11 protein-coding genes are annotated in these 13,504 nt (G+C 67.5%); 3 read left to right on the forward strand and 8 right to left on the reverse strand.

What is annotated here, in order from left to right; all coding sequences use genetic code 11:
• Positions 1 to 49: 49 nt before the first annotated feature.
• From BMW87_RS22105 to BMW87_RS35535, 3 genes are all read right to left on the reverse strand, one after another.
• Positions 50 to 1,477 carry a sensor histidine kinase gene (locus BMW87_RS22105; protein WP_093056176.1) on the reverse strand — a complete coding sequence of 476 codons (1,428 nt, stop codon included), beginning with the start codon at positions 1,475 to 1,477 and terminating at the stop codon, positions 50 to 52.
• Positions 1,477 to 2,826, reverse strand: a complete 1,350-nt coding sequence (gene miaB / locus BMW87_RS22110; protein ID WP_093078646.1) for a tRNA (N6-isopentenyl adenosine(37)-C2)-methylthiotransferase MiaB — start codon at positions 2,824 to 2,826, stop codon at positions 1,477 to 1,479. Before miaB ends, BMW87_RS22105 begins: the two co-directional genes overlap by 1 nt.
• Positions 2,827 to 2,887: 61 nt before the next feature.
• Positions 2,888 to 3,160 carry a hypothetical protein gene (locus BMW87_RS35535; RefSeq protein WP_256216862.1) on the reverse strand — a complete coding sequence of 91 codons (273 nt, stop codon included), beginning with the start codon at positions 3,158 to 3,160 and terminating at the stop codon, positions 2,888 to 2,890.
• A 440-nt stretch (positions 3,161 to 3,600) separates the two neighbouring features.
• Here BMW87_RS35535 and BMW87_RS22120 point away from each other — a divergent pair, with 440 nt between their 5' ends.
• Both BMW87_RS22120 and BMW87_RS22125 read left to right on the forward strand, forming a co-directional pair.
• Complete coding sequence (locus tag BMW87_RS22120; RefSeq protein ID WP_093056170.1) at positions 3,601 to 4,785, forward strand: efflux RND transporter periplasmic adaptor subunit; 1,185 nt, start codon at positions 3,601 to 3,603, stop codon at positions 4,783 to 4,785.
• Positions 4,782 to 7,946 (forward strand): efflux RND transporter permease subunit, encoded by a 3,165-nt coding sequence (locus BMW87_RS22125; RefSeq protein ID WP_093056167.1) that lies wholly within the window; start codon positions 4,782 to 4,784, stop codon positions 7,944 to 7,946. Before BMW87_RS22120 ends, BMW87_RS22125 begins: the two co-directional genes overlap by 4 nt.
• Before the next feature lie 235 nt (positions 7,947 to 8,181).
• On the opposite strand, the gene BMW87_RS22130 is transcribed toward BMW87_RS22125, so the two are convergent.
• From BMW87_RS22130 to BMW87_RS22150, 5 genes are all read right to left on the reverse strand, one after another.
• Positions 8,182 to 8,874 carry a Crp/Fnr family transcriptional regulator gene (locus tag BMW87_RS22130; protein ID WP_093056165.1) on the reverse strand — a complete coding sequence of 231 codons (693 nt, stop codon included), beginning with the start codon at positions 8,872 to 8,874 and terminating at the stop codon, positions 8,182 to 8,184.
• 53 nt (positions 8,875 to 8,927) lie between these two features.
• Complete coding sequence (locus BMW87_RS22135) at positions 8,928 to 9,572, reverse strand: histidine phosphatase family protein (protein WP_093056163.1); 645 nt, start codon at positions 9,570 to 9,572, stop codon at positions 8,928 to 8,930.
• A gap of 19 nt (positions 9,573 to 9,591) precedes the next feature.
• Positions 9,592 to 10,209: a DUF4136 domain-containing protein gene (locus BMW87_RS22140; RefSeq protein WP_093056161.1), complete on the reverse strand. Its 618-nt coding sequence runs from the start codon at positions 10,207 to 10,209 to the stop codon at positions 9,592 to 9,594.
• A gap of 45 nt (positions 10,210 to 10,254) precedes the next feature.
• A complete protein-coding gene (gene ttcA / locus BMW87_RS22145; protein WP_093056159.1) occupies positions 10,255 to 11,187 on the reverse strand; it encodes a tRNA 2-thiocytidine(32) synthetase TtcA in 933 nt (310 codons plus the stop codon).
• A gap of 62 nt (positions 11,188 to 11,249) precedes the next feature.
• Positions 11,250 to 12,173 (reverse strand): LysR family transcriptional regulator, encoded by a 924-nt coding sequence (locus BMW87_RS22150; protein WP_093056157.1) that lies wholly within the window; start codon positions 12,171 to 12,173, stop codon positions 11,250 to 11,252.
• A gap of 99 nt (positions 12,174 to 12,272) precedes the next feature.
• Between BMW87_RS22150 and BMW87_RS22155 the strand changes: the two genes are divergently transcribed.
• Positions 12,273 to 13,496 (forward strand): MFS transporter, encoded by a 1,224-nt coding sequence (locus BMW87_RS22155; protein ID WP_093078649.1) that lies wholly within the window; start codon positions 12,273 to 12,275, stop codon positions 13,494 to 13,496.
• Positions 13,497 to 13,504 lie beyond the last annotated feature (8 nt).

Below are 13,504 nucleotides of genomic sequence, written 5' to 3' on the forward strand. Positions count from 1 at the left end.
AAAGGACGCGAGGCGGTCAGGCAGTGTTGGAGAGGGGAAGCCGGGGTGGTCAGGCCGTGCGCGGCAGTTCGATGCGAAAGCGAGCACCGGGACCGCCGGGCTGCAGAGTGATGCGGCCCCCGTGGGCTGCAATGTACTCCTGCACGATGGAAAGTCCGATGCCCGTACCTTTCACAGTGTGCTCGGGCTGGCGTTCGCCGCGAAAGAAGGGTTCGAAGATCCGGTCGCGGTCGCCCTCGGCAATGCCGGGCCCGGCGTCGTTCACGTCGATGTGCACCGCCTCGGGCGTCCCCGACACCGCCAGGGTGATGACACCGCCCGTTACCGAAAAGCGAATGGCGTTGCTCAACAGATTGGCGATTGCGGTGCCGAGCTTGGTGCGGTCGACCGTCATTGCGATGGGCTCGCCCTCGGCGCGCACGCGCAGTCCGTGCGACTGCCACTGCAGGCGCTGCGCCTCGATCTGTTCCTCGATCAGCGGCAGCAGCTCGGTGCGTTCGCGGCGCAATTCGCGCGCCTCGAAGGCGGCGGCGTTGAAGCGCAGCAGCGCCTCGATCTGGCCCTGCAGCGCCACGGTGTTCTGCTGCAGGATCTGCGCGACTTCGAGCTGCGCCGGGTTCAGCGGCCCGGTCACGCCGTCTTCGAGCAGCGAGACGCCCTCGCGCAGCGCGGCCAGCGGCGTCTTCAGCTCGTGCGATACGTGGCGCAGGAAGCGCGCCTTGTCGGCGTCGAGCTCGGTCAGGCGCAGCCGCAGCCATTCGAGCTGCTGCGACACGCGCCGCACGTCGGCCGGGCCGCGGATGTCGATGGGCTCGTCGAGCCGGTTCTGGCCGAGGCCGACGATGGCGTGCTCCAGCCGCTTGAACGGCCGCGCCAGCCAGATGCCGAAGGCCAGCGCCAGCGACACGGCCAGCACGCTGGCGGCCACCACTTCGCGCATCAGCCGGCGGCGCGCGTTCTCGATGCGCTTGGCCAGCGCGTCGTTCTGCGTTTCGATCAAGAACTGCGCCTGCTGCGCGAGGTTGGTGTTGAGCGCGTCGAGCTCGCGGAACTGCATGGCCATCGTGCTTTCGCGGGCGAGGGCGCTGTCGGCGTTGCCGCTCATCAGGCCCTCGATCACGCCGAGCTGGGTGCGCCACATCTCGATGCCGGCGGGTGCGAGGCCGTTCTTTTCCAGCCGCTCCAGCACCTGGTGCGCCTCGCGCGCCGCGTCGTCGAAACGGCGGCGCAGCACCGCGTCGTTGAGCACCAGCGACTGGCGCCCCGCGCGCTCCATGGCCGCGCTGCGTTCGGCCAGCGACTGGGACGCGCCCGACAGGCGCAGCGCACGCGCGGCCGCGTCGCGGCTTTGCGTCATCAGTACGTCGTACTGCAGCACCGAGCGCAGCGCCACGCCAACCAGCAGCGCGGTGATCAGCAAAAAGGCGAACAGCAGGAGCTGCTGGAACGAGCCCCGTATGGAAGGTCGCTTCGCCATCAGTGGGCGAGCGCCGGCATCGACGATTCGCTCGTGACCACCTCGCCGCGCAGCGTGTAGGCCAGCGAGCGGGTGATGCGCAGATCGGTCATCTGGCCAACGAGCCTTGCGTCGCCCTCGAAGTTGACGACTCGATTGCAGGCGGTGCGGCCCATGAGCTCGTTCGCGTCCTTGCGCGAGGCGCCTTCCACCAGCACGCGCTGCGTGGTGCCGACCAGCGCCTGGCCGAAGCGCTTCACGTTGGTGTCGATCACGGCCTGCAGCGTGTGCAGGCGCGCGAGCTTCACCTCGTGCGGCGTGTCGTCATGCAGCGCGGCGGCGGGCGTGCCGGGGCGCGGGCTGAAGATGAAGCTGAAGCTGGCGTCGAACTGGCAGTCGTCGATCAGCTTCATCATCTTGTTGAAGTCGTCGTCGGTCTCGCCGGGGAAGCCGACGATGAAGTCGCTGCTCAATGCGAGCTCGGGGCGGATGGCGCGCAGCTTGCGCACCGTGCTCTTGTATTCCATGGCGGTGTAGCCGCGCTTCATTGCCATCAGGATGCGGTCGCTGCCGTGCTGCACCGGCAGGTGCAGGTGGCTCACGAGCTGGGGCACCTTCGCGTAGGCCTCGATCAGCCGCGGCGTGAACTCGTTCGGGTGGCTCGTGGTGTAGCGGATGCGCTCGATGCCGGGAATTTCTGCGACGTATTCGATCAGCAGCGCGAAGTCGGCAATTTCGGCGGTGTCGCCCATCTTGCCGCGGTAGGCATTCACGTTCTGGCCCAGCAGCGTGATCTCGCGCACGCCCTGGTCGGCCAGGCCGGCGATCTCGACCAGCACGTCGTCGAGGGGGCGGTTCACTTCCTCGCCGCGGGTGTAGGGCACCACGCAGTAGCTGCAGTACTTGGAGCAGCCTTCCATGATCGACACGAAGGCCGTCGCGCCCTCGACGCGCGCGGGCGGAAGGTGGTCGAACTTCTCGATCTCGGGGAAGCTGATGTCCACCTGCGGGCGGTTCAGGCGCTCGCGGTCGTTCAGCATCTCGGGCAGGCGGTGCAGCGTCTGCGGTCCGAACACGATGTCGACGTAGGGAGCGCGCGCGATGATGGCCTCGCCCTCCTGGCTCGCCACGCAGCCCCCCACGCCGATCTTCACGCCCTTGGCCTTCAGGTGCTTCACGCGGCCGAGGTCGGAGAACACCTTCTCCTGCGCCTTCTCGCGCACCGAGCAGGTGTTGAACAGGATGAGGTCGGCCTCGTCCACGTTCTGCGTGGGCTCGTAGCCCTGGGCTGCGTTGAGCACGTCGGCCATCTTGTCCGAGTCGTACTCGTTCATTTGGCAGCCGAAGGTCTTGATGAATACTTTTTTCATGGGGAACTCTCTCTGCCCTCCGAGGGTGGAGGGCTGCAGGTGCGCGCGGCGCGCCGCTGCGTTATTGCGTGTTGACGGTGTCGTTCGAGGTGAACGGCCAGATGTTCAGGAGCGGCTTGTCCAGCGACTCGCGGCTGGCCATGGCTTCGTCGGGCGTGAGGATCCACACCTCGCGCAGCAGTCCGGCGGCGTCGCGCGTGTAGTTGACGAGGTACTTCTGGCCGACGATGGCACCGGGCATCACCAGCATGTTCTGGCCGCTGCGGATGCGCGCGCCGGCGCCCAGGCGGTCGGACTTGCCGTCGAGTTCGACCTCGGGCGCGTTGGTGACCATGAATTTGCCGCGCAAAGTGCCGATAGGGAAAGTGCGACCTCCAACGAGCGATTCGTTCTGGGTCTGCGGCCGGGGCACTTCGTCCTGGGCGCTGGCGGTGAGCGGGAAAAGGCCTGCAGCAGCAATGGCTGCTGTGCAAACTGCTATGAAAGTGAGAGCATTCGTGATTGTCTTGCAGCGGTTCATGGGGTTTATCCAGAGGCTGTGGAGCGGCGATTTTAGCGAGGGGGTGTGGTTCTCTCGCACCGGCCACAGTCAGTTATGCGGGGCTTTGGGTTGACCTGCTTTACATTTCTTTACAGGCCCCATGAACACCGAGAGTCAGCCGCTGCTCCAATAGTCGCTGTCAGCCCAAAGTGCACAAAGAACCCATGAAGAAAAATGTCGCGGTCGCCCTTGCGGGCGTGTTGATCGTAGCCGTCGCAGGCGGGTGGTGGAGCATGTCCGGCGACAAGTCCGCCACAAAGAGTGCCAAGGCCCCGACAGCCAACGGCGGCGCAGCTTCCGGCGGCGGTGCTCCTGCGCTCGTGACGCTGGCCACGGCGCAGAAGCAGGACGTGCCGGTGACCGTGCAGGTCAACGGCAGCGTGGTGTCCCTCAACAGCGTCGACCTGCGCCCGCAGGTGACCAACACGGTGAGCGCGGTGCACGTGAAGGAAGGCCAGTTCGTCAAGTCCGGCCAGCTGCTGTTCACGCTCGACGACCGCAACGACCAGGCCAATCTCGCGCGCGCCCGCGCACAGCAGCAAAAAGACGAGGCCACCATGGCCGACCTCGAGCGCCAGTACAAGCGCAGCCAGGACCTGGTGGCGCAGAACTTCATCGCTAAGAGCGCTGCCGACGCCACGCTCTCGCAGCTCGAGGCACAGCGCGCCGCCGTGGCCGCCGACCGCGCGGCCGTGCAGTCGGCGCAGGTGGCGCTGGGCTATGCCACGCTGCGCGCGCCCATTGCGGGGCGTATCGGCGCCGTCAACATCTATCCGGGCACGCTGGTGCAGCCGACGCTGTCGCTGGTCACCATCACGCAGCTCGACCCGATCGCCGTGAGCTTCCCGGTGCCCGAAGGCAACCTGCAAGACCTGCTGGAGGCCGCGCGCTCGCGTTCGAAGGTCGAAGCCGTCGTCACCGGCGGCAAGGCGCCGCTGAGCGGCACGCTCGACTTCGTCGACAACACCGTCGATCCTCAGATCGGCACTGTGCGCGCCAAGGCCGTGTTCGCCAACGCCGACCAGAGCCTGTGGCCGGGCCAGTTCGTCGGCACGCGCATCACGGTGCGCACGCTCAATGGCGTCACCGTTGTGCCGGCCGCGGCGCTGATGATGCTGTCCGAGGGCACTTCGCTCTATGTGGTTGACGAGGGCAAGACCGCCACGCGCCGCAAGGTGAAGACGCTGCACACCTTCGGCACCAAGGTCGCGGTCAGCGGCGTGGAGCCAGGCGAGCAGGTGGTGATCGAAGGCAGCCAGAACGTGCGCCCGGGCGGCAAGGTTCGCGTTGACGTCAAGGCGCCGGGTGCGCCCGCCGAGCCTGCAGCGCCCGCCAACGGCACTACCGGCGTCACGCCGGGCAGTGCAGCGTCTTCCGACGGCGCCGACATCAAGCCGCCGAAGCAGGAACGCGCATGAACATTTCGGAGCTCTGCATCCGTCGTCCTGCGATGACGGTGCTGCTGTCTGCGGCCGTGGTGGTCATCGGCATCTTTGCGTACTTCAGCATCCCCGTGGCCGCGCTGCCCAGCTACAACACGCCGGTCATCAACGTCAACGCGCAACTGCCGGGCGCGAGCCCGGACACCATGGCATCGTCGGTGGCGCTGCCGCTCGAAAAGCAGTTCTCGACCATCCCGGGCCTGCAGACCATCAGCTCGGTGAACACGCAGGGCGTGACCTCGCTCACGCTCGAGTTCGTGAGCAGCCGCGACATCGACGCCGCCGCCGTTGACGTGCAGGCCGCGCTGCTGCGCGCCCAGCGCCAGCTGCCGCAAGAGCTCACGCAGCTGCCCTCGTACCGCAAGGTGAATCCGGCCGATGCGCCGGTGCTGTTCATCGCGCTGATCTCGCCGTCGATGAACCCGTCGGAGCTCAACGACTACGCCGAGAACCTGATCTCGCCCACGCTCTCGACCATCGACGGCGTGGCGCAGGTGGGCGTGTATGGCCGCAAGGCTTTTGCGGTGCGCATCAAGGCCAACGCCGACCTGCTCAACGCGCGCAACATCACGCTCGACGAACTCGCCAAGGCGGTGAACTCGGCGAATGCCAACACGCCGGTCGGCGTGCTCGACGGCCCGCGCCAGACGCTCACCATCCAGGCCAACCGCCAGCTCATGAAGGCGGCCGACTTCGCCAAGCTGATCGTCGGCCAGCGCAACGGCGCACCGGTGCGGCTCGACGAGGTGGCGACCATCGAGGACAGCTTCGAGTCGGTCAAGACCGCCAGCAGCTTCAACGGGCAGGACTCGATTTCGCTCGCCGTGCAGCGCCAGCCCAACGCCAACACCGTGCAGGTGGTGGACGCGGTGCGCGCGCTCATTCCGCGCTTCAAGGCCGAGCTGCCGCAGTCGGTGGAAATCCAGATGGTGAACGACCGCTCGCTGTCGATTCGCGAGGCCGTGCACGACGTGCAGCTCACGTTGCTGGGCACCATCGCGCTGGTGGTGCTGGTGATCTTCCTGTTTTTGCACCGGTTGGTGGCCACGCTGATTCCGGCCGCGACCATTCCCATTTCGCTGATCGGCGCGGTGGCGCTGCTCTACGCCTTCGGCTACAGCCTCGACAACATCTCGCTGCTCGGCATCACGCTGGCGGTGGGCCTGGTGGTGGACGACGCCATCGTGGTGCTCGAAAACATCATGCGCTATGTCGAGAAGGGCATGGACCCGTTCGCGGCGGCGCTGCGCGGCGCGCGCGAGGTGGGCTTCACCATCGTGTCGATCTCCATCTCGCTGGTGGCCGTGTTCATCCCGATCTTCTTCATGCCGGGCGTGATCGGCCTGCTGTTCCACGAGTTCGCGGTGGTGGTGGCGCTGGCGGTGCTGGTGTCGGCCGTGGTGTCGCTCACGCTGGTGCCGATGCTCGCGAGCCGCCTGCTCAAGCAGGTGCCGCGCAAGGAAGGCGCGCTCGACCACGAAGAAGAACACCCCGAGCCGGGCACCGCCATCGGCCGCGCATTCGAGCGCGGCTACCGCGCGGTACATGGCGGCTACATGCGTACGCTCGACTGGACGCTGGGGCATCGCAAGGTGATGCTGATGATGGCGGCGCTGACCTTCGTCATCACGGGCTGGCTGTTCGCGACCATCCCGAAGGGCTTCTTCCCCGAGGAAGACATCGGCCAGATCCAGATCACGACCGAGGCCGCCGAAGACATTTCATTCACCGCCATGAAGGCGCTGCAAGACCGTGTGGCCGCCACGCTCAAGGACGACCCGAGCGTCGACTACGTGAGCTCCTTCGTCGGCGTCGGCGGGCCCACGGCCACGCAGAACTCCGGCCGGCTGTTCGCGGTGCTCAAGCCGCGCAGCGAGCGCCCGCAGATGGCGAAGGTGCTCGAGTCGCTGCGCCAGCGCTTCCGCGAGATTCCGGGCATCGCCGTCTACATGCAGCCGGTGCAGAACCTGCGCCTGGGCGGCCGCCAGAGCAAGGCGCGCTTCCAGTACACGCTGCAGAGCGTGAACGCGGGCGAGATGGTGCCCTGGTCTACCAAGCTCATGGAGCGCATGCGCGCCGACCCGGCTTTCCGCGACGTGACCAGCGATTCGCAGAACCGCGGCCTGCAGGCCACGCTCGACATCGATCGCGACAAGGCCGGCGTGCTCGGCGTGGCTGTTGGCGACCTGCGCACCGCGCTGTACAACGCGTATGGCGACCGCCAGATCGGCAGCATCTACGGTTCGAGCAACACCTACCAGGTGATCCTCTCGGCCGCCGACAACGACCGCCAGTTCGAGGAAGACGTCTCGCGCCTGTCGGTGCGCAGCACCACGGGCAGGCTGGTGCCGCTGTCGGCCTTCTCGACTGTCAAGCGCACGGTGGGGCCGACTTCGGTCAACCACCAGGGCCAGCTGCAGGCGGTGACGGTGTCGTTCAACCTCGCGCCCGACGTGCCGCTGGGCAACGCGACCGCGAAGATCGACCAGTTCAAGGACGAGCTGAAGATGCCGCAGTCGATCATCACCACCTACGGCGGCGATGCGGCGGTGTTCCAGAGTTCGCAGTCGAGTCAGGCCGTGCTGCTGGTGCTGGCGGTGCTGGTCATTTACGTGCTGCTGGGCGTGCTGTATGAGAGCTACATCCACCCGCTGACGATTCTGGCGGGGCTGCCTTCGGCGGCGGTGGGCGCGCTGATCTCGCTGAAGCTCTTCGGCTTCGACCTGACGCTGATCGCGACCATCGGCATCCTGCTGCTGATCGGCATCGTGAAGAAGAACGCGATCATGATGATCGACTTCGCGCTCGACGCGCAGCGCACCGAGGGCATGCAGCCGGTGGACGCGATCCGCGAGGCCTGCCGCCTGCGTTTCCGCCCGATCCTGATGACCACGCTGGCCGCGCTGATGGGTGCACTGCCGCTGGCGCTGGGCCTGGGCGCCGGCGCCGAGCTGCGCCAGCCGCTGGGCGTGGCCGTGGTGGGTGGGCTGATCTTCTCGCAGGTGATCACGCTGTACATCACGCCTGCCATCTACCTGGCGCTGGACCGCTACAGCGGCACGGGACCGATGGTCGATCTGCCGGGAGAGGCCAAGGCCGAAGCTGCAGCGGGCGGTCACGCCGCCTCGCACGCCTGACGGCGATCCAAAAGATGCCGGATGGTCATGAGCGTGAGCCACCCGGCCAGAAAGGACTTTGGCAGTCCTGCGAAACGTCACACCCGGGCCATCGCCAATTGAAGGCGGGCCTCTTCTTCAACGGCTCCTCCCGTTCCCTCCTCCGCTCTTCCCATCCATGTGTGTGACGGGGTGAATGATGGCGATGGGGGAAGGGCTCGACGGTATCCAGCGATACAGGAAGTGGGCTTTTTTCTTATGGTGACGCATCGCGGAAACGCCGCAAGGCCGGCGCATTCGGGATGCTGACCTGCCGGGCCCGCGTTTCAATGAGCCCGTGTCCCGCCAGCGCATTCAACGTGCGGGTGACGGTGACGCGGCTCAATGCCGTCATGGCGCCGATCTGCTCATGCGTCAGATCTACGGTGAGTTGTTTCGATGCCTGCGCCGATGGCAGGCGTGCCACACGCAGCAGCAAATCGATGACCCGCTCCTTGGGCGCCGCCGAGGCCACCCCGGCAAGCTTGGCGACGATCATGTGATTCTTGAAGCCGAGCAGCTGGATCAATGAGGTCGCGAGTTCGGGAAGCTCCGAAAATTGCTGCGCGACATCCGCCGGGCGATAGCGGCTGAGAATGGCCGGCGCGACCGCCCGGGTCGTCGTGGGCCGAGGACTGTCGGCAAACGCCGGGCCTTCGCCAAAAATCGCACCCGGTCCGAAGATCTCGAGCAGGAACTCCGAGCCGTTGCTTCGCTGGATCGTGGAGTGAACGAACCCCGATCGCAAAAGATAGAAGTAGTCGTGCCGTTCGCCTTCGCGCGCAATGGTGTCGCCGGCCTCCAGGGTGACGAAGCTTCCCAGATGCGTGGCGTCGGTCCACGGAGCAGACAGCGTCTGGGATGCGTCCCAACTGGCGTACGCCGAGGGGGGCGAATTTGTTCTTTTCATGGGAGCGTCTTGCCCGGGTCGGAGAAAGGCAAGCGGCCCATCGTGCCGTCGCGCTAGGTCGTGGGCTCATCGAGCGGCGTGTCCGCCGCCAGGTGGGCGGTGTCGCTCCAGCCCACAAGGCTGAAACCTTCCGGCGTCCACAGCATGCGGTTGATGGCTGCATTGCCCAGCTGCCAGGTGCGTGGCGCCTGCAGCTCCTGGCGGGTGGCTGCGCGGTACAGCACGTCCATCACGCCGCCGTGTGCAACCAGCACGACCAGCTCGCCCGGATGTCGTGCCGCCAGCTCGGAGGCCACGCCTGTCACGCGGTCGCGGAACACCAGCAGGCTCTCGCCGCCGTCGGGTTCGAACTCGGGGTCGCGCTCGCGCCAGAGCTTGGCCTGCACCGGCAGCGTGGCTTCGATCTCGGCGAAGCTCAGGCCCTCGAAATGCCCGAAGGCACGCTCGCGCAGGCGCGGCTCGGGTTGCACGGCCAGGCCATGGGGCTTGGCGATTTCTTCTGCGGTCTGCCAGGCGCGCGAGAGGTCGCTGGCGTAGACGACACCAATCGGCTCGTCGGCCAGCGCACCACCGGCGCGCCGCGCCTGCCAGAGTCCGGTCTCGTTGAGCCCGATGTCGAGCTGGCCCTGGATGCGGGTGTCGACGTTCCAGGCGGTTTCGCCGTGGCGAACGGCGATCAGGCGGGTGGCTTCTTCCATTCGCGGGATTCTAGAAGCGCTACTTTTTGGCCGTTGACAGCTCGATGTTGACCCGGCGCTCACCCTGCGGCGGGTTCGGGAAGCCCTGCAGCGCGGCCTGGAACATCACCGGCAGGATCGCCGCACTCGAGGTGTAGGGGCCATCGTTGCGGGCGCGGGTCTCGTAGACCACGCGGTTGGAGCCCACCTCGCGCAGCACCACGCTCACTTCGCGCTCATACCAGGGGTTGGCTGGCGGCGCGAACGCCGGGCCGCCATACCAGCCGCCGCCGTACCAGCGCCGGCCGTAGTAGCCATAGCCGCCGTAGCCATAACCCCAGGGGCCGTTGTAGAGCCACGGATCGGCCCAGGGCGAGAGGCCGGCCGTCACGCGCGCGCCGATCTGCGCGGTGTACTGGGGCTTGGCGTCGTCGCGGCGCAGGCCGACTTTGTCGAGCGCCGCGGCGGCCATGGCTTCGAGCGATTCCTGCCGCGCGCCGTCGGCCTGCTGCGAGGGCAGGCGGTCGAAGCGGTAGGTGGCGCCGGGCGCCACGGTGCCGGGAGAGGCAAAGCTCTTGACGTCGCTGTCGACCACCCAGGAGGTGGCGCAACCCGTCAGGCTTGCTGCAAGAAGAAGAGCAGAGAACGCAAGTTTCATGAGGGTCTCCGGGCGCAAAGCCCAAAATTCCCCTGGGGTGCCCGGTCAGCCCTGGACGATGCGCAGGGCGGCAGGTGCCTGGGAGAGCAGATCGAAGGAGGGGGTGTCGAAGGCCTTGTCGCCGTCGTCATCCGCCACGCCCGTCGCCTTCAGACCCTTGAAGTCGTGCCGCGTTCCGTCGAGCAGGTGCGACGGCACCACGTTCTGCAGCGCGGTGAACATGTTCTCCACGCGGCCGGGGTACTTCTTGTCCCACTCGCGCAGCATTTCGCCGACCTGCTTGCGCTGCAGGTTTTCCTGGCTGCCGCACAGCGTGCACGGAATGATCGGGAACTCGCGGTGCTGGGCCCAGCGCACCGTGTCTTTTTCGGCCACGTAGGCCAGCGGGCGGATCACGATGTGCTTGCCGTCGTCGCTCACCAGCTTGGGCGGCATGCTCTTGAGCTTGCCGGCGAAGAACATGTTGAGGAAGAAGGTCTGCAGCATGTCGTCGCGGTGGTGGCCCAGCGCGACCTTGGTGGCGCCCAGCTCGTCGGCCACGCGGTACAGGATGCCGCGGCGCAGCCGGCTGCACAGGCCGCAGGTGGTCTTGCCCTCCGGGATCACGCGCTTGACGATGCTGTAGGTGTCCTGGTTCTCGATGTGGAAGTCCACGCCCAGGTCGCTCAGGTACTTGGGCAACACCTCTTCGGGAAAGCCGGGCTGCTTCTGGTCGAGGTTGACTGCGACGATGTCGAAGTGAATCGGCGCGCGCGCCTTCAGCTTGAGCAGGATGTCGAGCAGCGCGTAGCTGTCTTTGCCACCCGATACGCACACCATGACCTTGTCGCCCTCTTCGATCATGTTGTAGTCGACGATGGCCTGCCCGACCTGGCGGCACAGGCGCTTTTCGAGCTTGTGCGTTTCGCGCTCGATCTTCAGGGAATTGGCAGTGGCGTCGGCGGCGGCGGGCGCCTCGTCGATCCAGACGGCGTTCATGGGCAGGCTACTTCGGGGAGTCGGGGGAAGGGGGTGATTGTCCCCGATCCCCATTCCGCACGCTACGCGGCGGGAAAGGCGGTGCGCATCGCCTCGACGAAGAGCCGCAGCTTCGCCGGGTAGAAGCGCGCATACGGGTACGCCAGGTACACCGGCGCGGGCGTCCCGCGCCACTGCGGCACCAGGTGCAGCAGCCGGCCCGCGGCGATCTCCTCGGTCAGCATCCATGTCGACGACACGCCTGCGCCCAGGCCCAGCACGACGGCGCTGCGCAGGGCGTAGAGGCTGTCGGTGATCAGGCGCGGGCGGATCGGCACGCGGCACACCTCGCCGGTGGTCTCGTGCGTGAGCACGACCTCGGTGCGGTAGAAGTTGCGCGCGGCCAGCCAGGGCAGGGCTTCCAGCTCGCGGGGGTGGGTGGGCACTGCGGCCGCACCCTCGAAAAGAGAAGGCGCGGCAATCGCGATGCGCGGCACCTCGGACAGGCGGATCGCCACCACGGCCGGGTCAGTCACTTCGCCGACGCGAATCGCACAGTCGACGCCTTCGGCGATGAAGTCGGGCGTCTGGTCGTGCGGGCTGTCGTGCAGCAGCCATTCGACCGTCACCTGCGGATGGCGCTGCAGGTACCCGGCCAGCGGGCCGACCAGCAACTGCTGCCCGAAGGCATGCGGCGCCACCACGCGCAGCCGGCCCTCGGGCTGGTCGCCGACGCCGCGCAGCTCGGCCTCGAAGGCGCCCCAGCTCTGGATCAGCTCCTTGGCGCGGTCGAAGCAGCGCTCGCCGTCCTCCGTGAGCTTCATCGCGTGCGTGGAGCGCTGCAGCAGCCGCACGCCCAGCGAGCGCTCGAGCGCCTGCAGGCGGCGGCTCACGGTGGGCTGGGTGGTGCCCATCTGCGTGGCTGCGGCCGACAGGCTGCCGGCCTCGACGATGCGCACGAAGGTCTGCATCAGCTCGATGCGGTCGGCGGGAGCGGGCTTTTCCATACGCCAAGCGTATATCAATTGTTCGACCCGGGAGGCTACCTTTGACCGCCACCGCCCTGCAAACTCCGGCCCTTGCTTCTGGTTCTAAGGGTTAACACCATGTCTTCCATTCAATCGACGCATGAGCGACTGCCCGGCTCGCTGATCCTGCTGCTGGCCGCCAGCGCCGGCTTCGGTGTCGCGGCGCTCTACTACAGCCAGCCCATGCTGGGCGTGCTCGGGCCCGACATCGGCGCCTCGGCCCGTTCCGTGGGTTTCGTCCCCACGCTCACGCAGCTGGGCTATGCGCTCGGCATCCTGCTGCTCGCCCCGCTGGGCGACCGCTTCGACCGCCGCCGCATCATCCTCGTCAAGGCAACGGTGCTGGTGCTGGCGTTGCTCGGTGCAGCTTTTTCGCCCTCGGTCGGCCCGCTGCTGGCGGCCAGCCTCGTCATCGGCCTTGCCGCCACCATGGCGCAGGACGTGGTGCCGGCCGCCGCCACGCTGGCGCCCGAAGCGCACCGCGGCAAGATTGTCGGCACGGTGATGACGGGGCTGCTGCTGGGCATCCTGCTGTCGCGCGTGCTCAGCGGCTTCGTGGCCGAGCACTTCGGCTGGCGCACGATGTTCATGGTCGCGGCGGCCAGCATCGCGTTCATTGGCGTTGCCGCGGCGCGCGGCCTGCCGCACCTGCGCCCGACCACGCAGCTGGGCTACGGCGCGCTGCTGGGCTCGCTGGCGGATCTGTGGAAGCGCCACAGCGCGCTGCGCCGCGCCGCCTTTGCGCAGGCCCTGCTGTCGGTGGGTTTCAGCGCCTTCTGGTCGACGCTGGCCGTGATGCTGCACGGCGCGCCCTTCCATCTGGGCAGCGCGGCTGCCGGCGCCTTCGGCCTGGCCGGTGCGGCGGGTGCGCTGGCCGCGCCGCTGGCCGGGCGCCTGGCGGACCGCCGCGGCCCCGAACTGGTGATCCGCATGGGCGCCGTGCTGGTCGTGGTGTCGTTCGCGGCCATGCTGTTTGCACCGCTGATGGCGCCTGCCGCGCGGCTGGGGTTGATCGTGGCCAGCGCCATCGGCTTCGACTTCGGGCTGCAGGCCGCGTTGATCGCGCACCAGACCGTGGTCTACGGCATCGACCCCGGTGCGCGCAGCCGGCTCAATGCGGTGTTCTTCACCGGCGTGTTCATCGGCATGGCCACGGGTTCCGCGCTCGGCGCCCTGGTGCTGGCGCAGTGGGGCTGGTCGGCCGTGGCCTTGCTGGGGGCGGTGTCGGGGCTGGGTGCGCTTGCCGTGCGGATGTGGCCCTTGGCCGTCAAGCCCGCCGTGGCTTGTGGTTCAGCTGCCTGAGGGACTGT

The sequence above is a fragment of the Variovorax sp. OV084 genome (genome assembly GCF_900111625.1).
In the GTDB taxonomy this organism is placed as follows: domain Bacteria; phylum Pseudomonadota; class Gammaproteobacteria; order Burkholderiales; family Burkholderiaceae_C; genus Variovorax.

Bases quoted from the DNA above. Each gene is read 5' to 3' on its own strand.
- BMW87_RS22105 (WP_093056176.1), bottom strand. From the start codon at position 1,477: ATGGCGAAGCGACCTTCCATACGGGGCTCGTTCCAGCAGCTCCTGCTG.
- miaB (WP_093078646.1), bottom strand. From the start codon at position 2,826: ATGAAAAAAGTATTCATCAAGACCTTCGGCTGCCAAATGAACGAGTAC.
- BMW87_RS35535 (WP_256216862.1), bottom strand. From the start codon at position 3,160: ATGGTCACCAACGCGCCCGAGGTCGAACTCGACGGCAAGTCCGACCGC.
- BMW87_RS22120 (WP_093056170.1), top strand. From the start codon at position 3,601: ATGTCCGGCGACAAGTCCGCCACAAAGAGTGCCAAGGCCCCGACAGCC.
- BMW87_RS22125 (WP_093056167.1), top strand. From the start codon at position 4,782: ATGAACATTTCGGAGCTCTGCATCCGTCGTCCTGCGATGACGGTGCTG.
- BMW87_RS22130 (WP_093056165.1), bottom strand. From the start codon at position 8,874: ATGAAAAGAACAAATTCGCCCCCCTCGGCGTACGCCAGTTGGGACGCA.
- BMW87_RS22135 (WP_093056163.1), bottom strand. From the start codon at position 9,572: ATGGAAGAAGCCACCCGCCTGATCGCCGTTCGCCACGGCGAAACCGCC.
- BMW87_RS22140 (WP_093056161.1), bottom strand. From the start codon at position 10,209: ATGAAACTTGCGTTCTCTGCTCTTCTTCTTGCAGCAAGCCTGACGGGT.
- ttcA (WP_093056159.1), bottom strand. From the start codon at position 11,187: ATGAACGCCGTCTGGATCGACGAGGCGCCCGCCGCCGCCGACGCCACT.
- BMW87_RS22150 (WP_093056157.1), bottom strand. From the start codon at position 12,173: ATGGAAAAGCCCGCTCCCGCCGACCGCATCGAGCTGATGCAGACCTTC.
- BMW87_RS22155 (WP_093078649.1), top strand. From the start codon at position 12,273: ATGTCTTCCATTCAATCGACGCATGAGCGACTGCCCGGCTCGCTGATC.